Raw genomic sequence first — 20,798 nt, forward strand, 5'->3', positions numbered from 1 at the left:
GCGGGCATCGACACTGGCCACATGGCCGAACACTTCGACGTGCTCATCATCGGCGCCGGCCTGTCCGGCATCGGCGCGGCCTGGCGGCTCCAGGAGCAGCTGCCGGGCAAGACGTACGCGATCCTCGAGGCCCGCGACGCGATCGGCGGCACGTGGGACCTGTTCCGCTACCCCGGCGTCCGCTCCGACTCCGACATGTTCACGCTCAGCTACCCGTTCCGGCCCTGGCGGGAGCCGGAGTCGATCGCGCCCGGTGACAAGATCCGCCGCTACATCGAGGAGACGGCGGTCGAGGGCGGGATCATGCCGCACATCCGGTTCGGCGCGAAGGTCGTCTCCGCCGACTGGCACTCGGGCGACGCTCGCTGGACCGTGGGCCTGGCCGACGGCACGACGCTGACCTGCGGCTTCCTCTATGCGTGCGCCGGCTATTACGACTACGGCAAGGGGTACCAGCCCGATTTCCCCGGCATTCCGGATTTCTCCGGCAAGCTGGTGCACCCGCAGTTCTGGCCGGAGGACCTGTCCTACGCCGGCAAGAAGGTCGTGGTGATCGGCAGCGGGGCGACGGCGGTGACGCTGGTGCCGGCGATGGCGGCCGAGGCCGGGCACGTCACCATGCTGCAGCGGTCGCCCACCTACATGACCGTGCTGCCGGAACGCGACGTGATCGCCAACGGGCTGCGGCGGGTGCTGCCGGCGGGCGTGGCCAACCGGATCGCGCGCGCCAAGAACATCGCGATCACGCAGGGGTTCTATCAGCTCGCCCGGCGGCGGCCAGCCCGCGTACGGCAGATCCTGCGGTCCTTTGCTCTCCGGTCGCTGAAGGACCCGGCGTTCGTGGACGAGCACTTCAACCCGAAGTACGAGCCGTGGGACCAGCGCCTGTGCGTGATCCCGTCCGGCGACCTCTACGACGTGCTGCGGGACGGCAGCGCGTCGATCGTCACCGACCACATCGACACGTTCGTGCCCGAGGGCATCCGGCTTCGCTCCGGCCGCGTCCTCGAGGCGGACATCGTCGTCTCGGCCACCGGGCTGTCGCTCATCCCGGTGGGCGGCGTCCAGGCCACGGTGGACGGCCGGCCGGTCGACATCGGTGCCAGCACGGCGTACCGCGGCATCATGCTGAGCGACGTCCCCAACATGGCGTACTGCATCGGATATGTGAACGCGTCCTGGACCTTGCGCGCCGACCTCTCCCACCGGTACGTGATGCGGCTGCTCAAGCACATGGACCGCAATGGCTATGCGGTCGCCGTCCCGCGCACCCCGGGCGGGCAGGGCCGGCCGCTGCTCGACCTCTCCTCCGGCTACGTGCAGCGCGCGCTCGACCTGTTCCCCCGTCAGGGCGCCCGCGACCCGTGGCTGGTGCGCCAGAACTACCTGCGCGACCTGGTCACCACCCCGCGCGCCGACGTCACCCGCGACATGAGCTTCACCCGGCGGACCCCCGCCCCCGTCCCCTCTTCGTCGCCCCTGGAGGAGATCCCCTCATGACCCCCTACCACTTCCCCGGCCGCACCGCCGTGCTCACCGGCGCGGCCAGCGGCATCGGCGAGCAGCTCGCGTACGGCCTGGCCGCGCGCGGCAGCGACCTGGTGCTCGTGGACATCGACGACGCCCGGCTCCAGGACGTCGCCGGCCGCATCGGGCGCGTCCACCCCGGCCGCGCCGTGCGGACGATCGTCGCCGACCTGGCCGACCGCGCCGCCGTCGAGGGGGTCGCCACCCAGGTCCTCGCCGAGCACCCGGCGATCGGCCTGCTGGTCAACAACGCCGGGATGGCGCTGGGCGGCCGCTTCGACCAGGTCACCGTCGAGGAGTTCGAGCGGGTGATGAACGTGAACTTCCGGGCGCCGATGCTGCTCACCCACGCGCTGCTGCCGGCGCTCAAGGCGTCGCCGGGCAGCCACCTGGTGAACGTCTCCAGCCTGTTCGGCCTGATCGCGCCGGCCGGCCAGTCCGCGTACAGCGCCAGCAAGTTCGCGCTGCGCGGGCTCAGCCAGGTGCTGCACAGCGAGCTCGCGGACGACGGCATCGGGGTCACCACGGTGCATCCGGGCGGCGTACGCACCCGGATCGCGGAAAGCGCGATCGTCGGCAGCGGCGTCCCGGCCGCCGAGGTCGAGCCCCACCGCAAGGTGTTCGCCAAGCTGCTGACGTTCCCGCCGGAGAAGGCCGCCCGGCAGATCCTGGACGCCGTCGGCAAGCGCAAGGCCCGGGTGCTGATCGCGTCCAGCGCCAAGGTGCCGGACCTGCTGGCCCGCCTGCTGCCGGTCGGCCACGAGCGCATCGTGCGCGCGGCGACCTCGGCGCGGACCTCGCGTCGCGCTCCGCAGGGAGCCGCCCGATGACCTACGTGACCGTACGCGACGCGCGGATCCGCTATCACGAGACCGGCGACCGCGAGGCGCCCCCGGTGGTCCTGCTGCACGGCATCGGGCGCAGCCTCGAGGACTGGTCGGAGCAGCACGACCGGCTCTCCGGCGACCACCGGGTGATCTCCCTCGACATGCCCGGCTTCGGGCTCAGCCAGCGCCTGAAGGAGAGCACCACGCTCGCCTGCCTGGCCGGCGGCGTGTGGGCGACGCTCGACGCGCTCGGCGAGACCCGGCCGGTGCACCTGATGGGCAACAGCCTCGGCGGGGCCGTCTCGATGCAGATGCTGGTCGACGACCCGGGCCGGGTATCGACGCTGACCCTGGTCAACAGCGCCGGCTTCGGCAAGGAGGTGACCTTCGCCCTGCGCATGCTGGCGATCCCGGGCGTCGGGCGCCGCCTGCTCGGCCGGATCGACGACTACACGGCGCCGCGCATCGAGCGGAACCTGTTCGCCGAGCGGGCGATGGTCACCCCGGAGCGGATCGCGATGGCGATCAAGGTGGCCCGCCAGCCCGACTTCGCCCCCGTCTACCTGGAGATCGCCCGGGCGCTGGGCGGCTTCCGCGGCATCGCGCCACGTTGGCGGTCCGAGCTGCTGCCGCGGGTGGCCCGGCACGAGAAGCCGACGCTGCTGGTGTGGGGCGACCGGGACCGGATCCTCCCGGTCGCCCACCTCGCGGCCGCCCGGGAGGCGTTCCCGAAGGCCGACTGGCACCTGTTCCCCGGTACCGGGCACATGCCGCAGATCGAGCGCCCGGACGACTTCGCCGGGTTGGTTCGCCCGCGGCTCGCTCAGTTCTCTAGTGGAACGCTCGATCGCTGACGTCGACCAGCTTGCCCGCGTGCGGGATGCCGAGCAGGCCGGCGATGCTCCACGACGTGGCGTAGAGGTGACCGTCCACGTAGCGCAGACCGGTCGGCATCGTGACCGCGGCGTGCGTGACGTGGCCGTGGTCGATGCGGGTGAGGCGGCCCACCGTCGCCGGGTCGAACCCGGGCGGGGGCGGGCCGTCGCCCTCGGGCGCGCCGAAGAGCACCTCGGAGGCGTAGATCGTGCCGCGCGGCGACACCGCCACGCCGGTCAGCGCGGTGAACCCGGTCCACTTGTGCAGGACCCGGCCGGTGCGGCCGTCCAGCTTCCAGACGACGGACGCGCCGGGTGACTCCGCACCCAAGGTGGAGACGTAGACGTAACGGCCCTGGACGGCGACGCCGGTCGGAACCGGGTCGCAGCCGATCGTGCCCGGGTTGGCCTGGGCCTCGGGCTTGAGGCAGGCCGGCGTCTTGGCGGTCGGCGGCACGAAATAGGTGGAGACCCGGCCGCTGTGCGGGTCGACGCGGAGCACGTCGTTGGCGCCGCCGTCGGCGACCAGCAACCCCCACGGCGTGTCGGTCAGGCTGAACGGGTTGGACAGCGCGTCGTACGGGTTGCCGTTCTTGTCGAACTGCACCTGGCCGTCGGGATTGTGCTTGAGCTCGTACGCCTGCAGGTCGGCCAGGACGCGTACGCCCGTGCCGTTCTTCTTCGCCACCAGCAGCGACGCGGGCGGATACTTCGACGGCGGTGGCGGACCGTCCGGGCTGCCCCCGCCGAGCGTCACGTAGATCTTGTCGCCGTGGGTGGCGACGCCGGACGGCGCCTGCAGATCCGCGATCACCGTGCGCTGGGCGCCGGTCCGCAGGTCCACGTCGGTGATCTCGCCCGAGTCGCCCTCGGCGACCAGCGCGTGCCCGTGCCGGGTGATCTGCAGCCCGTACGGCCCGTCCAGTCCCTCGGTGATCGTGCGCACCGGCGGCCGGCCGTGACCGGCCGAGGCGTACGCCGGCTGAGCGGCGATCACGGTCAGGGCGCTCATGCCCAGAATCGCGAAGGCGCGTAGTTTTCTCACTTTCTTTCTCCCCCCAGATTGTGTGCCTTGTCCGCATTGTTGTGCGGCGGCAAATTTCAACCTAGGAAAGGGCCGGTGAGGGGGTAACCCGCCGTTCGGTCGTCCTATCAGGCCTCATTGCCCGAGTGCGGTGACCCCTGGTTGCGGAGGCCGGCGACCTTGACCTTGAACGAGAGGGCCGGGCCCGGGGTCGGCACCGAATTGCGGGCCAGCACGTAGTCGGCCGACTCCAGGCGCAGGTCGAGCCGGTGGAACATGCGCGCCATCGTGACCAGCATCTGCACATCGGCGAGCGTCTTGCCCAGACAGACGTGCTGCCCCCGCCCGTACGGCGAATAGGCGCCCGCCCGCATGTGCTCGGCACGCGGTTTCTCGTACCGGTCGATGTCGAATTTCATCGGATCGGGGAAGAACTCCTCCAGGAAATGCGGGACGCTCGTGCCGATGTAGATCGTCTCGCCGGCCGCGATGCAGTGCCCCTGGAACGTGAAGTCGCGGGTGGCGGTGCGCATCTGCACGACGGCGATCGGATAGAGCCGCATCGTCTCCATCAGCGCGCCGCGGATCGCCGGGATGCCGCGCAGGTCTTTCTCGGTGATGCTGCCCTTGCGGAACAGCTCGTCGGCCTCGGCCCGCACCCGCTCGAGCACGCCGGGATGCTTGAGGACGGCGTAGACGAAGGCCGAGATCGTGTTGGCCACCGTGTCGAGGCCGGCCACGTACGGCCCGGTCACGCTGATCATCAGATCGGAGTCGGGCATCGCCGCCGGATTCTCCCGGTTGGCCCGCAGCAGGTCGTCGATCAGGATCGCCGGCTTCGCCTCCGGCCCGGCCTGGGCCCGCTCGGCGATCATCTTGCCGCTCAGCTCGGCCACCCGGCGTTTGGCCCGCTTGTACCGCGGGTCGCGCAGCAGCACCCGTGGCCGCGTGCGGGTGACCAGCACGTTCAGGATGTAGACGGTGGCCAGCCGGATGTCGCGCACGTACTCCGGCCGGGACGCCCCGGTGAGCAGCTCGCCGAGCTGGTCGGTGACCAGGGCCTGCATCGACCGCAGCACCGGGACCGTGGCGCCCGGCCGCCAGGTCGCCTCGATGTTGCGGTCGGTGATCGCGACGACCTCGTCGAGCCGGTCGGCGATCGCCTCCCGCGAGTAGCCGCGGCGCATGATGTCGCGCAGCTCCTTGTGGGCCGGGCCGTCCTCGCCCGGCAGGGTGCGGGTGGCGCCGTACTCCTCGACCAGGCCGCTCCAGAACTCCCGCGACCGCAGGCACTCCCGCCCCTCGGCGGTGCCGAGGAACTCGGCCGCCTCGGGGCCGGCGATGACCGCGTGCTCGCGGCCCATCACCCGGACACGAAAAACCGGGCCGTGGGCCCGGTAGCAATCGACGAAGAACTGTGCGGGGTCCTTGCCCATCCGCAGGGCATTGCCCACGACCGGAAGCCCCCGCACCACCGGCGTCCGCATCACGCTCTCGGTAGTCATGTGACGTACCGTATTCAGCCCCGTGGCGCACCGCGACCCCGCCCGGAACAAAGTCGGGCAAATCACCAGGTTGGCCGCCGCAGCGTCAGCCGCCGGGCCGCGAAGCCGGCCGCCTCGATCTCCCGGCCCAGGGCGTCCAGCCGTTCACCCAGCCCGGCCTCGACGACCTGCCGCCCGACCGCCGCGGCCGGCCCCGGCAGCGCCTCCGGGTGTTGCGTCGCGTGGTTGAGATAGCGCACCAGCTCGGCGATCTCCCCCACCGCGGCCGAGGTGTGCGCCTCGCTCCACTCGTGGTAGGGATGCAGCTCGGTGACGAGCTCCCCGGGGCCGAGATCACGCAGCTTCCGCCTGAACATCCGCCCACTATCCCCGATCGGCGCGGCGGCCGATGCTCAGGCTCGGCGGGCGGCCCGGCGCCGGGCCTGGCGCTGCACCTTCGCCTCCACGCCGCAGCCGTCCATCGTGCACCAGCGCCGGCTGCGGTTCTTGCTGGTGTCCAGGAACAGGCCGATACAGCCCGCCTCGGCCGCGCACACCTTGACCCGGTCGAGCGGCCCGCCGGTGAGCAGCCGCACGGCCGACACCGCCACCGGCCACCACGCCCGGCCCGGATCATCGCCGGCGAAGCGCCATGCGAAGCCGTCGCCCTCCGCCGCCAACCGGGCCACGGCCATCGCGTCCGAGTACCGGGCCTGCACCACGGCAAGCGCCGCGGGCGGGGCCGGCTCCCCGCGGCCCACCGCGCCGAAGACCTGGAAGATCGCCTCGCGCAACTCGACCGCGGTACGCAACGCCCCCTCGCCTTCGCCGGCCCGGCCGCCGGGACCGAACAGATCCGTCAGCCGGCCCGCGGTCTTCCCGTCGATCAGCCCGGCATACGCGGCCCAGCCGGCCACGTCCGCATAGCCACGCAGGAACTCCTCGGGTTGCGCGGTGGCCCGCCCGTCGAGCGTGTTGGCGAAGTCGAGGGCGGCCACGCCGCCGAACAGCGGAGGGAAACCGGGATCCGGCATTGATTCCACCAAACTATGTTTGACCCGCATCACGTGCGGTATGTTGCCAGTGAAGCAAGGTTAGCCCGCATCAGATGACAGGAGCAGAACCATGCAGGAGCTCGGACTGATTCCGCTGGTCAACCACGACGTCGGCCGTCTTGCCAACTCGGCGCTGCCGGACAGCCCGGTCGTCCCCGAGGCGCAGCCCGGGCGGTTGCGGCTGCGCACCGCCGGCGCGCTGCACCGGCTCGCCGAACGACTCGACCACGGGCACGGGCACGCGCCCCGGTGGACCCGGGAGCGAACGGCCTGAGGACCGGCCGCCGCGACGTCAGACCTCGATGTGCGAGCCCATGATGACCGTACGGTCGCGGGGCAGGCCGAAGTGCTCGGCGGCGTCGGCGGTGATGTACGAGGTGGCGATGAACAGGCGCTTGCGCCAGGCGGCCATCGTCGGCTCGGCGCCGCGGCGCAGCTCGATCTTCGACAGGAAGTAGGAGGCGTTGTCGAGGTCCAGGCGGCCCTCGGTGGTGCCGGGGTCGAGCAGCCGCAGCGCCGCCTGCAGGTCCTGGGACTCGGCGTAGCCGAAGCGGGCGCTGACGAAGAAGATGCCGTCGTCCTCGAAGCCGAGCGCGTCGACGGTGATCCGCTCCTCGTCGGTCAGGCGCGGCACCGGCAGCGTCTCGATCGAGATGATCAGGACGTGGTCGTGGCGGACGTGGTTGTGCTCGACGTTCGCCCGCATCGCCAGCGGCGCGGTCTGGTTGCCCCGGTTCAGGAACACCGCGGTGCCCGCCACCTGGACGATCTGGGCGGCGTTGCGCGTGAGGTCCTCGATGAACTCGCTGAGCGTGCCCTCCCGGCGGCGGCGCTCGGCGGTGACGATCGCCCGGCCCTTCTGCCAGGTGGTCATCACCGTGAAGGCGACGAGCGCGATCAGCAGCGGCAGCCAGGCGCCGTGGAACAGCTTGGTCAGGTTGGCCGCCACGAACAGCAGCTCGATCGAGAGCAGCACCACGGCGCCGGGGATCAGCAGCCACAGCGAGGTCTGCCAGCGCTGCCGCGCGATGTAGAAGAAGAGCAGGGTGGTGATGGTGATCGTGCCGGTGACGGTCATGCCGTACGCGTACGCCAGCGCCGCCGAGCTGCGGAACGCGAACACCAGCGTCAGCACCGACACCATCAGCAGCCAGTTGATCCAGGGCACGTAGATCTGGCCGATCTCGTGCTCGCTGGTGTGCGCGACCCGCAGCCGCGGCAGGTAACCGAGCTGGGCCGCCTGGGAGGTGACCGAGAACGCGCCGGTGATCACGGCCTGGGCGGCGATCACGGTGGCCGCGGTGGCGAGCAGCACCAGGGGCAGCCGCAGCCAGTCCGGGGCGAGCAGGAAGAACGGGCCGCTGATGTTCGCGTGGTCCTCGATGATCAGGGCGCCCTGACCGAAGTAGCTCAGGGTCAGCGCGGGCAGCACCAGGAACAGCCAGCCACGAGAGATGTTCTTGCGCCCGAAATGGCCCATGTCGGCGTAGAGCGCCTCGGCGCCGGTCACCGACAGCACGACGGCGGCGAGCGCGAAGAACGCGATGCCGAAATGCCCGAACAGGAACCCCACCGCGTACGAGGGGGAAAGCGCCTCGAGGATGGCGGGGTGCTTGGCGATGCCCGCCACGCCGAGGACGCCGATGACCGTGAACCAGGTGATCATGACCGGGCCGAAGACGCGGCCGACCGACGCCGAGCCGCGCCGCTGCACCAGGAAGAGCACCACAATGATCACGGCGGTGATCGGGACCACGGCCTCGGCCAGCGACGGCCGCACCAGCTTGACGCCCTCGACCGCGGAGAGCACCGAGATCGCCGGCGTGATCATGCTGTCGCCGAAGAACAGGGAGGCGCCGAAGATGCCGAGCGCGGCCAGGAACAGCGCCACCCTGCGCCCGCGCCCCTCGGCCGAGCGCCGCAGCAGCGTGATCAGGGCCATCACGCCGCCCTCGCCGTCGTTGTCGGCGTGCATGGCGAGCAGGATGTAGTTGATCGTCACCACGAACATGACCGACCAGAAGATCAGCGAGCAGATGCCGTAGACGTTCTCCGTGCTCACCGGCACCGGGTGCGGGTCGTCGGGGTTGAAGACCGTCTGCAGGGTGTAGATCGGGCTGGTGCCGATGTCCCCGAACACGACGCCGAGCGCGCCGACGATCAGCGTGAGCCGCACCTTGTCCCGCGCGCTGCCGTGTTGCTGCGCCACCGCTTCCTCCCTCGCATGGGTGACCCCGGGGACACTACGGCCCCCGGGGTGCCAAAAGGGAAGAACGCGCCGGACGAAAACTAGACGGGGGTCACGGTCCAGTCCGGGTGGCCGGGCATCGGCGGGGTCTTGGTGCCGTAGAGCCAGGCGTGCAGGAACCCGTTGAGGTTCTGGTGCGAGATCCGCGACGCCAGGTCGATGAAGTCCTGCGACGAGGCGGACCGGCCGCGGTACTTGGCGACCCAGGCCCGCTCGAGGTGCTCGAAGGCGGCCACGCCGATCTTCTGGCGCAGGGCGAACAGCACCAGCGCGCCACCGTCGTACACGTTCGGGTTGAAGACGTCCCAGATCACGTCGGCCTTCAGCGGGTGGCCGACCGGGCCGTACTTCGCGCGGTACTGGTCGCCACGCGAGTAGGCCCGCTTGTAGTAGGCGTCCAGCGTCGGGACGTCCGCGTACTCCTGCAGCGTGCCCGTCTCGTCGGCGTAGAGCACCTCGTACCAGGTCGCGTGCCCCTCGTTCTGCCAGACGTCGCTCCACTCCCAGGGCGCCACGCTGTCGCCGAACCACTGGTGGGCCAGCTCGTGCGCCATGATCGGGTTGATGACGACGGTGGGCAGGCCGAACGTGCCGCTGTCGTAGAGCGAGAGAGTCTGCGTCTCCAGCGCGAAGCCGAGGTTGCCGTCGATCACCAGCGAGCCGTAGTTCTCGAACGGGTAGCGCCCGACCTTGCCCTCGAGCCAGGCGAGCTCCTTGCGCTCGTCGTCGGCCACCGGCAGGAGCTTGCCGGCGAGCCGGCGGGGAACGACGTCGCGGATCGGCGTGCCGTTGACGGGCTTCCGCACGTACGTGATGAAGTCACCCGCCACCACCTGCACGAGCTCGCTGGCCATCGGGTGGGATTCGCGCCAGGTCGTGGAGACGTACCCGTCCCGGCTCCTCGTGCGGACCAGCTTGCCGTTGGCGGTGCCCGACCAGCCCGAGGGCACGGTCAGCGTGATCGTGTACGTGGCCTTGTCGCGCGGGTGGTCGTTGCTCGGGAAGAGGTTGTGCGACTGGTCCGGCTGCCCGGCCAGCACCGTGCCGTCCGGCGTCTTCACGAAGCCGGCCGGCGAGCTCGCATTGGGCGAGATCGGGGTCGCCGCGAACGAGACCTGGACGGTGAAGCGGTGCCGCTTGCCGATCGCGTGCCGCGGCGTGATCACCAGCTCGTCGCCCGAGCGGCTGAACGACGCGCGGCGGCCGTCGACGGAGACCCCGCCGACGTTGTCGCCACCGAAGTCGAGGTCGAAGCGGGACAGGGCCTGGGTGGCCACCGCGGTGATGGTGACGTCGCCGCGTACCTGCTGGGCCGGGTCCTTCTTCGGATAGGTGAGGTGCATGTCGTAGTTCTGGACGTCGTATCCCCCGTTGCCGAGCAGCGGATACAGCCGGTCTCCCAGGCCGGCGGCGCCCGGGGTGGGGTGATGGCCAGACGCGGCGGCGGGCGCCGTGCCGGTCACCACGGCACCCGTCAGCCCGAGGAGCAGGGCCGAGCCGGCGGCCACCAGGCGGGACGAGGTGTTACCCGTGTTTGTGCTCATGGTCGCCGAGCGTAACAAGATATCAACGCGCGTCAGTACGGCTTTTCGTCCTCGCCGGGCACACGATCGGCGCACCCCGTTCGGGTGGTCCACCCCGGCAGCGGCCCCCGCCGAGTCTCCCCCTCTGACTCAGCGCGGCACCGCTCCCGGCGTACGTCCACGATGCCGTTTTGTGCCGTCACAAACCAGGACATGAACCGGAACTTCATCGGCACTTTGCTGTCGGACCCTTGCTATCGCGGACGTGCGCGCATTTGCCACCATCGTTACGTGTTCGGCGAACTGGTTCGCGCGCACCGCCGCCGCCTCGGCCTCACCCAGGAGGAACTGGCCGAGCGGGCGGGCGTCAGCGTGCGCAGCATCGGCAAGTGGGAGGCCGGCCGGGTGGCCGCCCCCCGGCTGTTCACGCTGCGGGTGCTGGCCGACGCGTTCGCCCTGTCCGGCGACTCCCGGGAGGAGTTCCTCGGCGCCGGGACGGTCGGCGGCGACGACATCCCGCCGGCGCAGCTCCCGCTCGACCCGGCCGGGTTCACCGGCCGCGACCGCGAGCTGGCCCACCTCGACGCGCTGGCGGCCGGAGCGGCCGGCCGCGGGGTGATCATCTCGGCCGTCTCGGGGACGGCCGGGGTCGGCAAGACCGCGCTGGCCGTGCGGTGGGCGCACCGGGTGCGTGACCGCTTCCCGGACGGGCAGCTCTACGTGAACCTGCGCGGCTTCGGGCCGAGCGGGCCGCCGCTGTCGCCCAGCGACGCGCTGCGCGGCTTCCTGGACGGGCTCGGCGTGCCGCCGCAGCGCATCCCGGCCGATCTCGCGGCCCGGGCCGCCCTCTACCGCAGCGCGCTGGCCGGCCGCCGGATGCTGATCCTGCTCGACAACGCCGGCGACGCCGAGCAGGTGCGGCCGCTGCTGCCCGGCGTGCCCGGCTGCGTGGTCGTGGTGACCAGCCGGGACCGCCTCGCCGGCCTGTCCGTGACCGACGGCGCCCAGCTGCTGCTGCTCGACGTGCTGACCGCCGAGGGCGCCCGGTCGCTGCTGGCCCGGCGGATCGGCGCCGACCGGGTGCGGGCCGAGCCGCAGGCGGCCGACGAGATCGTCAAGGCGTGCGCCCGGCTGCCGCTGGCGCTGGCCATCGTGGCCGCCCGGGCCGCGGCCCATCCCGCCTTCTCGCTGCACGCGATCGCGGCCGAGCTGCGCGAGACCCGGCTCGACGTGCTCGCCGGCCCCGACCCGGCCACCGACGTGCGGGCGGTGTTCTCCTGGTCGTACCGGAGGCTCTCGCCCCCCGCCTCGCGGCTGTTCCGCCTGCTCGGCGTGCACCCGAGCCCGGTCTCCGGGGCCGGGGCGCTGGCCGCCCTGGCCGGCATCGCCCCGGCGGCGATCCGGCCGCTGGTGGCCGAGCTGGTGGCGGCCAACCTGCTCGCCGAGCCGCAGCCGGGCCGGTTCGGCTGCCACGACCTGCTCCGCGAGTACGCCCGGGACCTAGCTTCCCCGGAAGCGGGTGATGCCGTCGGGCGCGTCCTCGACTACTACCTGCACACGGCGCTCCGGGCCGACCGGCTGCTCAAGCCCGACCGCGGCCTGGACACCCCGGTGGCCTACGCGGCGGGCGTGACCCTGGAGTCCTTCGGCGACCGGGCGGCGGCGATGGCCTGGTTCGCGGCCGAGCAGCAGACCCTGCGGGCGGCCTGCGACCGGGCCGAGGAGTCCGGGCTGGACACCTACGTGTGGTGGCTGGCCTGGGCGGTGCTGACCTACCACGAGCGCCGCTGGGACAAGCGGAACTGGATCGGCTGGCAGCTGCGCGCGGCGGCGGCCGCGGCCCGGGCCGGCGACCCGCTGTTCCAGGCGATCAGCCATTACAACGTCGGGTACGCGTACAGCGACCTCGGCGATCTCGGCAACGCCCGCGAGCATCTGACCCGGTCGCTCGCCCTCTACGAACGGCTGGGCGACCTCGGCGGCATGGCGAAGGTGCACCTCAACCTGGGCATCGTCGCCCGCCGCCTCGACGACTACGACGGCGCCATCGCCTCCGCCCACACCGCCATGTCGCTGTACCGCCGGGCCGGCGACCCGGTCGGCGAGGCCCGGGCCACCAACAACCTCGGCTGGTGCTACCTCACGATGGGCGACCACGAGCGGGCCCTGGACCATTGCCGGCGCGCGGTCGAGGTGCACGAGAAGGCCGGCAACCGGATGGGCGCCGGCCATTCCTGGGACAGCGTCGGCATGGCCTGCTTCCACCTGGGCCGCTTCGACGAGGCCGCGGACTGCTACCGGCGCTCGCTGGCCGCGTTCCGGGCCGAGCGCGACCGCCAGTACGAGGCGATCGTCCTCAACCACCTGGGCGACGCCGAGCACGGCCAGGGCCGCGCCCGCCCGGCGCGCGACGCATGGCGCCAGTCGCTGGACATCCTGACCGAGATCGACCATCCCGACGCCGACGAGGTGCGCGCCAAGCTCGGCGCGCGGCCGCCCGCCTCCCAGGCCGGCTGAGCGTCCCCGGCCGGCCGCCCCGCCTGTCTCCCGGCCGCCGCCCCGGGCCGGCCGAGTCCTCGAGCCTGCTTGCGGCGGTCACCGCGGCGAGCGTACGACCCCTTTGATGGCATCGAGCACCATGGCCGCGACCATGGCGTGTCCCCGCGCGTTGATGTGCAGCCCGTCGGCGCCGACCAGGCCCTCCCGCGTGGCCGGATGCCCGGAGAAGTCGATGTGCACGCCGCCGTGCTTCCGCGTGAGGCGCTCGGTGAGCTCGCCGAGCTCGCGCAGCCGTGCCGCCACCTCCGGGCCGAGCGTGGCCGACAGATCGAAGCATCCGAAGGTCACCACCACCGCGCCCGCGTCGGTCAGCCGATCGAGCATCATGGACAGCTCCTCGGCCACCGCGCCCGGCCGGAAATCCCGCCGGGCCGCATCGTTCGCCCCGGCCGCGACGATCGCCAGCTCGGGCCGGAACGCCAGCGCGGCCGCGAGCTGCCCCGCTCGGATCTCCGCCGCCCGCGCCCCCGGGACGCCGAGATTCAGGTATTCGTCCGGTGCGAGCACGAGCGCGACCCGCTCGGCCCAGGTCTGTGTCGGATAGCCGTCGACGGGTTCACCCCGATGCACGGCGATGCTGTCCCCCAGCACCGCGACGCGGCGCCATCGTGCCTGGTCAGAGTTCATGTCCGGACCGTAGGCGACCGGTCTTGAGGATTTCTGACACCTCGTAGAGTGCGGTAGGTGGTCCGCTTGCGCCTGCTGGGACCGATGGAGCTGCGCGTCGACGGCTGCGACGTGCGGCTCGGCCCGCCGCGACAGCGTACGGTCCTGGCCGTGCTCGCCCTCGAGGCCGGCCGCCCGGTCCCGCTCGCCACGCTGATCGACCGGGTGTGGGATTCGGCCCCGCCCGCCGACGCCCGCGGCGTGATCTACACCTATGTGGCCCGTCTGCGCCGAGCCCTCGCTTCCGGCGGCTCTTCCGCTCCGGCCGTTTCTCTGTCGCGCCGCAACGGCGGTTATGCCCTCGACGTCGACCCGCTTTGCATCGACCTGCACCACTTCGAGCACCTGGTCACGTCCGGCGACCTCGACGCGGCCCTCGCGCTGTGGCCGGCCCCGCCGCTGGCCGACCTCTCCGGCGAGTGGGTGACCCGAACCCGCGCCCGCCTCGACCAGCGCCGCCTGAACGTGACCCTCGCCTGGGCCCGCGCCACCACCGACCCCGCGCCGGTGATCGACCGCCTGCGCCCCCTGCTGGACGAGCATCCTCTGGCCGAGCCCCTGGCCGCGCTCTACCTCTCGGCCCTGCACCGATCCGGCCGAACCGCCGAGGCCCTGGACCACTGGGCCACCGTCCGCCGCCACCTCGTGCGCGAGCTGGGCACCGAGCCCGGCCCCGAGCTACAGGCCGTGCACCGCACCCTCCTGCACCCCACCCTCCTGGACGCCAACCTCCTGGACCCCACCCTCCCGCACCCCACCGCGCCCGCTGCCCTTTCGCGCGCAGCCCCGCCCGACGCCCCTTCGCGTCCGGCCGCCCCGAACTCCGCTTCCCACCCCGCCGCGCCCAGTTCGCTGCCCGCCGACACCGGCCCGTTCGTGGGCCGGCGCACCGAGATCGCCCGCCTCCTGCATTCCGGCCCCGGGGTCCGGTCCGTCTCCGGCATGCCCGGCGTAGGCAAGACCGCCCTGGTCATCCACGTGGCCCACCGCCTGCGCACGGCCTTTCCGGACGGCCAGTTCTTCGTCAACCTGCACGGCCACACCACCGGCCGCTCGCCGGCCGACCCCGCCGACGTCCTGGCCACCCTGCTGGCCGCCGACGGCCTCGACCCGCGCCGCCTGCCGTCCGGAGTGGAGGCTCGCGCCGCCCTCTGGCGCGCCCGCCAGTCCGGCCGCCGCACCCTGACCGTCCTGGACAACGCCGCCGCCAGTCCGCAGGTCGCCCCGCTGCTTCCCGCCGCCGAGGGCTGCCTCGTCCTGATCACCAGCCGCCGCTTCCTGGGCGACCTCCCGTCCGGCGCCGTTCCCACCTCACTGGACGTGCTTCCCGTCCACGACGCGGGCGAGATGTTCCGCCGCCTCGCCCCTGCCGACGTCGGCGACCCGACCGCCCTGGTCACCGCGTGCGGCCACCTCCCGCTGGCGGTGGCGCTACTGGCCCGGCTGCTGCACCGCCACCCCGGCTGGACGACGGCCGACCTGCTGCGCGAGACCCGGGAACGCCTCCTCTCCACCACCGCCGAACAGACCAGCATCGCCGCCGCGTTCGACCTCTCCTACCGTCACCTGCCCGCGGCTCACCAGCGCTTCTTCCGCCTGCTGGCGCATCACCCCGGCACCGAGCTCGAACCGTCGGCCACCGCCGCCCTGGCCGGCATCCCGGCGCCGGCCGCCCGGTCCGCCCTGGACGCCCTCCACTCCGACAGCCTCCTCATCGAGACGGCCCGCCACCGCTACACCATGCACGACCTGATCCGCAGCTACGCCCGCTCGCTGGCCCGCCCCGAGCCGGCCGCCCGAACCCGCCTGCTCGACTTCTACGTCGCCCACGCGACCACCGCGAACGCCGCCCTCGCCCGCCAGCGCCGCCCCGCCCCGTCTGGGCACCCCGCCCAGCCCGAGTCCACCTCCGCCCGCACACTCGCGCCGTCCACCGTCCCGGCCGACGCCCCCGCCCCGCCACCCGCCGTCCCGGCCGATGCCGTCGCGTCGTCGTTCCCTCCCTTCGGCGCCGGGCCGGCGGAGGCGCTGGCCTGGCTACGCGCCGAGCGCGGCAACCTCCTCGCCTGCCTCGCCGCCACGCGCGAGCCCCAGCGCATCGTCGCCCTCACCGCCGGCCTGGCCGAGCTGCTGCGCCGCGACGGCCCATGGCACGAAGCCCGCGCCCACCACCAGGCCGCCGCCGCGCTCGCGACCGGCACCGCCCGCCCCCACGCCCTCGTCGACCTGGCCACGATGCGGCGCCTCACCGGCGACTACCCCGGCGCGGCCCGCGACGCCCGCGAGGCGCTCGCCGCCTACCGCGCGCAGGGCAGCCTCCTGGGCGAGGCGAACGCCCTCACGGTGCTCGCGAAGGCGCTCTGCCGCGCCGCCGGCTACACCGAGGCGATGCCGCTCCTGGCCCGTGCCGTGGACGTCTACCGCGCCCTGGACGACGGCCCGGGCGAGGCCGGCGCCCTGGTCGAGCTCGGTGTCGCCCGCGGCATGACCTCCGACTTCCACGGCGCCCAGGACGTGCTCCGGGAAGCCCTCGACCGCTACCGCACGCTCGCCGACGAACCCGGTGAGGCCTACGCCCTCCGCATCCTCGGCATCGCCCATGGACGGGTCGGTGATTTCACCGAGGCCCGCGCGCTGCTGACCGAGGCGCTGTCCCGCTACCGCCGCCTCGACGCCCGCCTCGGCGCGGCCCTGACCCGCAACGACCTCGGCCGCGTGGACGCCGGCACCGGCGACTACCCGACGGCCATTCGGACACTGCGCGCCGCCCTCGACAGCCACCGCCGCCTCGACCACCCCGTAGGCCAATCCACCGCCCTTCTCTACCTCGGCTCGGCCCTGCGCCGAGCCGGCGACCTGCCCGCCGCCGCCACCGCCCTCGCCGAGTCCCTCCGGCTGAACCGCGAGATCCACAACCGCAGCGGCGAAGCCTGGGCCCTCAACGAGCTCGGCACCCTCCACCGCCTTCAGGGCGACCTCGACCGCGCCATGGACGACCACCGCGAGGCCCTGGGTCTGGCCGCGGCGGTTCCCAGCCCGTTCGACCGCGGTTTGGCCCTGGCCGGCTTCGGCGCCTGCTTCGCCGCGAGCGGCCACCGCAGGCAGGCCATCGCGCAGCTCCGCACGGCCCTCGACACCCTTCGCCGCATCGACGCCTTCGAGGCGGCCGAGGTGGAGGCGAGCCTCGCGGTCCTCCTCGACCACCATCGGGAGGTCACGGCGAGAGCGGCCGGAAGCGCCGACCACTGAGCGGGAACGGGCATCAAGGCAGCAGCAGATGCACGTCACCGAACTCGTGCCACAGGTACCGCCCCCGCAACGCCTCGTCGTAGGCCACGCGCAGCGCCTCCTCTCCCGCGATCGCCGTGAGCATCCGCAGGTGTGACGCCCGTGGTTCGTGCAGTCCGGTCAGCAGCCCGTCGACCGCCCGCACCCGCCGTTCGGGACCGATCACCAGGTCGGTCCACCCGCTCGCGGCACGCACCTGCCCGCCCGCGTCCACTGCGGACTCGAGCGCCCGCACGACGGTGGTGCCGACCGCGATGACCCGCCCGCCGGCCGCGCGCACCGATCCGATCAGCCGCGCGGTCGTCTCCGGCACGGCGAACCATTCCGGGTACGGCGGCTCGTCCACCTCGGCCGAGGCCACCCCGGTGTGCAGCGTGACCGGCGCGACGAGAACACCGCGGCCGGCCAGCTCGGCCAGCACCCGGCCGGTCAGCGGACGGCCGGCGCTCGGCATCTCGGCGCTGCCCGGCTCGGTGGCGTAGGCGTTCTGATATGTCTCGAGCGGCCAGTCGCGGTCCGTGTACGAATATCGGATCGGCCGCCCGTGCCCGGCCAGATAGGCGGTCATCGGGCCGGGCACGTCGGCCCGCGCCGACCACAGCCGGGCCGTGTACGGCCTCAGCAGCGTCAGCACGCCCCCGTCGACGTGCAGCCGCAGGCCGGGCCGCCCGGGACCACGGTCACGGTCGCCGTCATGGAGGCCGTCCCCTCCGCCGAGCGGGAACGGTACGGTGGTGCCCGCGACCGGCCGCCGCGGCTCGACCAGCCACGTGCCGTCGGCGCGTTCGGTCGAGACGTGCACGACCAGCCGCGTCCCGTCGTCGAGGCGGGCGTCGAGGGCGGCCGGCAGCGTGGCCGAGTTGTTCACCACGACGAGGTCACCGGCGTCGAGCAGGCGCGGCAGCTCGCGGAACCGATGGTGGCTCACCGACGCGCCCCGGCTCAGCAACAGGCGTACCTCATCACGCTTTTGACCGTGTGCCTCGGCCGGCTCCCTCGCCGCGAGCTCGTCCGGAAGGTGGAAGTCGAGGGTCGCCGTCATCGCGCCCCCACCGGGACCAGCGCGGACGCGACATAGCGGCCCGACGGCGGGCGGTCTCTCAGCAGGCCGAGCAGGTGCGGCACGACGGTCCCGGGCAGCGGGCGATCGGAGATGTCCTCGCCCGGGAACGCCTCCTGCTGCAACCGGGTGCGCAGGTCACCGGGGTCGACCGCCCACACGCGCACGCCGGTCTCCTCGAGGGCCAGCACGCGACTCGCATGATCGAGAGCGGCCTTGGCGGCGCCATAACCACCCCATCCCGCGTACGCCTCGACGGCCGCATCCGAGCTCACGTTGAGCACCGCCCCAGCCGCCGACACGCGCAGCTGCGGCAGGAGAAGCTGGGTCAGCGCGATCGGCGCCAGCACGTTGACCTCGAAGGTGTCGAGCAGCGCGGGCAGCGGGAAGGACGCCAGCGTGGGCGGTGGACTGCCGCCGAGTGTGGACGCGTTGTTGACCAGCAGGTCGGCGCCGCCCAGCCGGTCGGCCGCGGCCGCGAGCTCGGCCCGATGATCGTCGTCGACCACGTCACCGGCGATCGCCGTCACCGTGGTCAGGCGTCTCAGACGGCCGGCGGCGGCGTCGAGATCGGGCCCCGTGCGCGCGTTGACCACGAGGCGCCAACCGTCGTGCGCCAGCCCCTCGGCGAGGGCCAGGCCCAGCCCGCGAGAGGCACCGGTGATCACTGCTACCTGCTGCTTCGGCGTTGTCATGCCACGACTCTGCCGCGCCGCGTACGCCTTCCGCATCGGACCGTGGTCTTAAGACCCAGGTCTGATGTCAGCCGGGCCCGGCCGCTCTATGGTGGGCCGATGACAACCCCGGGCCGTGACGAGCTCCGCACCGCGCGTCGGCTGTCCGCGGCCGTGCTCGCGGTCAGCGACCAGCTCACCGTGCCCGAGGTGCTGCAGACGATCGTCGACACCGCCCGCGAGCTGGTGGGCGCGGAGTATGCGGCCCTCGGCGTGCCCGACGATGACGGCTCGTTCGCCGAGTTCGTGGTGGCCGGGGTCAGCGACGAGGTGCGCGCGGCGATCGGCCCGCTGCCGCGGCAGCACGGTTTCCTGGCCGTGATGCTGCGCGAGCCGACCGCCCAGCGCGTGCCCGACATCCGGGCCGACCCGCGCTTCGCGTGGTGGCCGGCCGCCCATCCGGTGCTCGAGGCGTTCCTGGGCGTGCCGGTCGTCAGCGGCGACGAGATCCTCGGCGCCCTCTACCTGGCCAACAAGGAGGGCGGCTTCACGAGCGCCGACGAGGAGCTGGTCGGCGTGCTGGCCGCGCATGCCGCGATCGCCCTGACCCACGCCCGGCTCTACGCGCGCAACCGCGAGCTCACCATCGCCGAGGAGCGCGCCCGCATCGCGCACGACCTGCACGACGCGGTGGCGCAGCGGTTGTTCGGGTTGCGGCTCACGGCCCAGGCGGCCGGCCTGCTGATCGATCGCGATCCGGCGGCGGCGCGCGACCACCTGGCCGAGGTGACGACCCTGGCCCGGGAGGCGGCCGACGAGCTGCACGCCGCGGTGCTGGAGCTGAGGCCGGCCCGCCTCGCGGAGGACGGCCTGCCTTCGGTGCTGCGAAAACAGGCGCAAATCCTGGACCGGGCGTACGGCGGAGCCGACGGTCCCCGGGTGCGTTACCGCGAGCATGATCCGCCCGTGTTGCCCGCGGCCCAGCAGACGGTGGTGCTCCGGGTGGCGCAGGAGGCGCTGCACAACGCGGTCCGGCACGCGAAGGCCGCGACGATCGAGGTCAGCCTGTCCCGGGCAGGAGACACCGGTGCGGTGCTCGAGGTGACCGACGACGGTGCGGGCTTCGACGTCGGAGCGGTCGTGCGCGCCGGTCGCAGCCTCGGCCTGCGCTCGTTGCGGGAACGGGCCCACTCGGTCCGGGGCGGCGCGACGGTCCGGTCGACGCCCGGAGCCGGCACGGTGGTGCGGTTGGAGGTGCCCGGTGAGCCCGGTTGACCCGGTTGACATGCAGGCGAGGACGGTCCGGGTGCTCATCGTCGACGACCATCCGGCCGTACGGCGAGGGCTGCGCACCTTCCTCGAGCTGGCGGACGGCCTCGAGGTCGCCGGCGAGGCCGCGGACGGGGCGGCCGCGCTCGATCTGATCGCCGAGACCGAGCCCGACGTGGTGCTGCTCGACATGGCGCTGCCGGGGATGGACGGGGTCGAGGTCCTGCAGGAGCTCCGGCGGCGGGGGCTGGCGTGCCGGGTGCTGGTGGTCACCAGCTTCACCGATCGGCTGCTCCCGGCGATCCGGGCCGGGGCGCGGGGCTATCTGTCCAAGGACGTCGACCCGGAGGCGCTGGTGGCCGCGGTCCGGTCGGTGGCGGCCGGTCATCTGCTGCTGGAGCCGGACGCGGTGGCCACGCTGACCGGCGCGCCGCCGTCGGCCCTGACGGCACGGGAGCGGGACGTGCTGACGCTGGTGGCCGAGGGCAGGTCGAATCGCGAGATCGCCCGGGCGTTGCTGGTGGCGGAGAAGACGGTCAAGACGCACGTGTCGAGCATCTTGCTCAAGCTCGGCCTGGCCGACCGCACGCAGGCGGCGCTCTACGCGGTTCGCTCGGGCCTGTCGGACTGAGGCCTGCCGCCGGGGAGAGGCCGGCCGGGGTGAGCGCCGGGCGGAGAAGGGCCGGCGCCGGGCGGTGCGGGCGCGGCGGGAACACCGC

At 72.9% G+C, this 20,798-nt stretch carries 17 protein-coding genes; 8 read left to right on the top strand and 9 right to left on the bottom strand.

Annotation, left to right across the window (positions count from 1 at the left end; all coding sequences use genetic code 11):
• Nucleotides 1-21: 21 nt before the first annotated feature.
• The 3 genes from ACQP2F_RS26915 to ACQP2F_RS26925 are packed head-to-tail and all read left to right on the top strand — an operon-like array spanning nt 22 to nt 3,208.
• Nucleotides 22-1,500, top strand: coding sequence for a flavin-containing monooxygenase (locus ACQP2F_RS26915; protein WP_433292022.1), 1,479 nt, complete (start codon nt 22-24; stop codon nt 1,498-1,500).
• The gene (locus ACQP2F_RS26920; RefSeq protein ID WP_433292024.1) at nt 1,497-2,357 is read left to right on the top strand and encodes an SDR family NAD(P)-dependent oxidoreductase; all 861 of its coding nucleotides are present in this window, start codon (nt 1,497-1,499) and stop codon (nt 2,355-2,357) included. Before ACQP2F_RS26915 ends, ACQP2F_RS26920 begins: the two co-directional genes overlap by 4 nt.
• On the top strand, nt 2,354-3,208 hold the full coding sequence (locus ACQP2F_RS26925; protein WP_433292026.1) for an alpha/beta fold hydrolase: 855 nt from the start codon (nt 2,354-2,356) through the stop codon (nt 3,206-3,208). The genes ACQP2F_RS26920 and ACQP2F_RS26925 overlap by 4 nt, the downstream gene beginning before the upstream one ends.
• Here ACQP2F_RS26925 and ACQP2F_RS26930 read toward each other — a convergent pair.
• The 4 genes from ACQP2F_RS26930 to ACQP2F_RS26945 form a co-directional block, all read right to left on the bottom strand.
• Entirely contained in the window at nt 3,186-4,274 is a 1,089-nt protein-coding gene (locus ACQP2F_RS26930) for a ScyD/ScyE family protein (RefSeq protein ID WP_433292028.1), read from the bottom strand. The two genes, ACQP2F_RS26925 and ACQP2F_RS26930, sit on opposite strands and share 23 nt — an antisense overlap.
• A 107-nt stretch (nt 4,275-4,381) precedes the next feature.
• Nucleotides 4,382-5,758 carry a cytochrome P450 gene (locus ACQP2F_RS26935; protein ID WP_433292030.1) on the bottom strand — a complete coding sequence of 459 codons (1,377 nt, stop codon included), beginning with the start codon at nt 5,756-5,758 and terminating at the stop codon, nt 4,382-4,384.
• A 62-nt stretch (nt 5,759-5,820) separates the two neighbouring features.
• Nucleotides 5,821-6,114, bottom strand: a complete 294-nt coding sequence (locus tag ACQP2F_RS26940; RefSeq protein ID WP_433292032.1) for a hypothetical protein — start codon at nt 6,112-6,114, stop codon at nt 5,821-5,823.
• A 36-nt stretch (nt 6,115-6,150) separates the two neighbouring features.
• Complete coding sequence (locus ACQP2F_RS26945; RefSeq protein WP_433292034.1) at nt 6,151-6,771, bottom strand: CGNR zinc finger domain-containing protein; 621 nt, start codon at nt 6,769-6,771, stop codon at nt 6,151-6,153.
• Between the two features lie 91 nt (nt 6,772-6,862).
• Here ACQP2F_RS26945 and ACQP2F_RS26950 point away from each other — a divergent pair, with 91 nt between their 5' ends.
• Nucleotides 6,863-7,066, top strand: a complete 204-nt coding sequence (locus tag ACQP2F_RS26950; protein WP_433292036.1) for a hypothetical protein — start codon at nt 6,863-6,865, stop codon at nt 7,064-7,066.
• Nucleotides 7,067-7,084: 18 nt separating this feature from the next.
• On the opposite strand, the gene ACQP2F_RS26955 is transcribed toward ACQP2F_RS26950, so the two are convergent.
• Both ACQP2F_RS26955 and ACQP2F_RS26960 read right to left on the bottom strand, forming a co-directional pair.
• Nucleotides 7,085-9,001, bottom strand: coding sequence for a potassium transporter Kup (locus ACQP2F_RS26955; RefSeq protein ID WP_433292038.1), 1,917 nt, complete (start codon nt 8,999-9,001; stop codon nt 7,085-7,087).
• An 80-nt stretch (nt 9,002-9,081) separates the two neighbouring features.
• Nucleotides 9,082-10,584 carry a M1 family metallopeptidase gene (locus ACQP2F_RS26960; protein ID WP_433292040.1) on the bottom strand — a complete coding sequence of 501 codons (1,503 nt, stop codon included), beginning with the start codon at nt 10,582-10,584 and terminating at the stop codon, nt 9,082-9,084.
• 270 nt (nt 10,585-10,854) lie between these two features.
• Between ACQP2F_RS26960 and ACQP2F_RS26965 the strand changes: the two genes are divergently transcribed.
• Nucleotides 10,855-13,080 (top strand): tetratricopeptide repeat protein, encoded by a 2,226-nt coding sequence (locus ACQP2F_RS26965; protein WP_433292042.1) that lies wholly within the window; start codon nt 10,855-10,857, stop codon nt 13,078-13,080.
• Nucleotides 13,081-13,158: 78 nt separating this feature from the next.
• On the opposite strand, the gene ACQP2F_RS26970 is transcribed toward ACQP2F_RS26965, so the two are convergent.
• A complete protein-coding gene (locus ACQP2F_RS26970; protein WP_433292044.1) occupies nt 13,159-13,749 on the bottom strand; it encodes an SGNH/GDSL hydrolase family protein in 591 nt (196 codons plus the stop codon).
• A gap of 57 nt (nt 13,750-13,806) precedes the next feature.
• On the opposite strand from ACQP2F_RS26970, the gene ACQP2F_RS26975 reads away from it, so the two are divergent.
• Complete coding sequence (locus tag ACQP2F_RS26975) at nt 13,807-17,037, top strand: AfsR/SARP family transcriptional regulator (RefSeq protein ID WP_433292046.1); 3,231 nt, start codon at nt 13,807-13,809, stop codon at nt 17,035-17,037.
• A 13-nt stretch (nt 17,038-17,050) separates the two neighbouring features.
• On the opposite strand, the gene ACQP2F_RS26980 is transcribed toward ACQP2F_RS26975, so the two are convergent.
• Nucleotides 17,051-18,118: an S-adenosylmethionine:tRNA ribosyltransferase-isomerase gene (locus ACQP2F_RS26980; RefSeq protein WP_433292048.1), complete on the bottom strand. Its 1,068-nt coding sequence runs from the start codon at nt 18,116-18,118 to the stop codon at nt 17,051-17,053.
• Entirely contained in the window at nt 18,115-18,831 is a 717-nt protein-coding gene (locus tag ACQP2F_RS26985; protein WP_433292050.1) for an SDR family NAD(P)-dependent oxidoreductase, read from the bottom strand. Before ACQP2F_RS26985 ends, ACQP2F_RS26980 begins: the two co-directional genes overlap by 4 nt.
• Before the next feature lie 99 nt (nt 18,832-18,930).
• On the opposite strand from ACQP2F_RS26985, the gene ACQP2F_RS26990 reads away from it, so the two are divergent.
• Entirely contained in the window at nt 18,931-20,085 is a 1,155-nt protein-coding gene (locus ACQP2F_RS26990; protein ID WP_433292052.1) for a GAF domain-containing sensor histidine kinase, read from the top strand.
• Nucleotides 20,072-20,710, top strand: coding sequence for a response regulator (locus tag ACQP2F_RS26995; RefSeq protein ID WP_433292054.1), 639 nt, complete (start codon nt 20,072-20,074; stop codon nt 20,708-20,710). The genes ACQP2F_RS26990 and ACQP2F_RS26995 overlap by 14 nt, the downstream gene beginning before the upstream one ends.
• Nucleotides 20,711-20,798 lie beyond the last annotated feature (88 nt).

Origin of the sequence: Actinoplanes sp. CA-030573 (assembly GCF_050951115.1) — a bacterium.
Lineage (GTDB): Bacteria > Actinomycetota > Actinomycetes > Mycobacteriales > Micromonosporaceae > Actinoplanes.

Excerpts from the sequence above, each read along its gene's own strand:
- ACQP2F_RS26915 (WP_433292022.1), top strand. The coding sequence starts at position 22 with ATGGCCGAACACTTCGACGTGCTCATCATCGGCGCCGGCCTGTCCGGC.
- ACQP2F_RS26920 (WP_433292024.1), top strand. The coding sequence starts at position 1,497 with ATGACCCCCTACCACTTCCCCGGCCGCACCGCCGTGCTCACCGGCGCG.
- ACQP2F_RS26925 (WP_433292026.1), top strand. The coding sequence starts at position 2,354 with ATGACCTACGTGACCGTACGCGACGCGCGGATCCGCTATCACGAGACC.
- ACQP2F_RS26935 (WP_433292030.1), bottom strand. The coding sequence starts at position 5,758 with ATGACTACCGAGAGCGTGATGCGGACGCCGGTGGTGCGGGGGCTTCCG.
- ACQP2F_RS26940 (WP_433292032.1), bottom strand. The coding sequence starts at position 6,114 with ATGTTCAGGCGGAAGCTGCGTGATCTCGGCCCCGGGGAGCTCGTCACC.
- ACQP2F_RS26945 (WP_433292034.1), bottom strand. The coding sequence starts at position 6,771 with ATGCCGGATCCCGGTTTCCCTCCGCTGTTCGGCGGCGTGGCCGCCCTC.
- ACQP2F_RS26950 (WP_433292036.1), top strand. The coding sequence starts at position 6,863 with ATGCAGGAGCTCGGACTGATTCCGCTGGTCAACCACGACGTCGGCCGT.
- ACQP2F_RS26960 (WP_433292040.1), bottom strand. The coding sequence starts at position 10,584 with ATGAGCACAAACACGGGTAACACCTCGTCCCGCCTGGTGGCCGCCGGC.
- ACQP2F_RS26970 (WP_433292044.1), bottom strand. The coding sequence starts at position 13,749 with ATGAACTCTGACCAGGCACGATGGCGCCGCGTCGCGGTGCTGGGGGAC.
- ACQP2F_RS26980 (WP_433292048.1), bottom strand. The coding sequence starts at position 18,118 with ATGACGGCGACCCTCGACTTCCACCTTCCGGACGAGCTCGCGGCGAGG.
- ACQP2F_RS26985 (WP_433292050.1), bottom strand. The coding sequence starts at position 18,831 with ATGACAACGCCGAAGCAGCAGGTAGCAGTGATCACCGGTGCCTCTCGC.
- ACQP2F_RS26990 (WP_433292052.1), top strand. The coding sequence starts at position 18,931 with ATGACAACCCCGGGCCGTGACGAGCTCCGCACCGCGCGTCGGCTGTCC.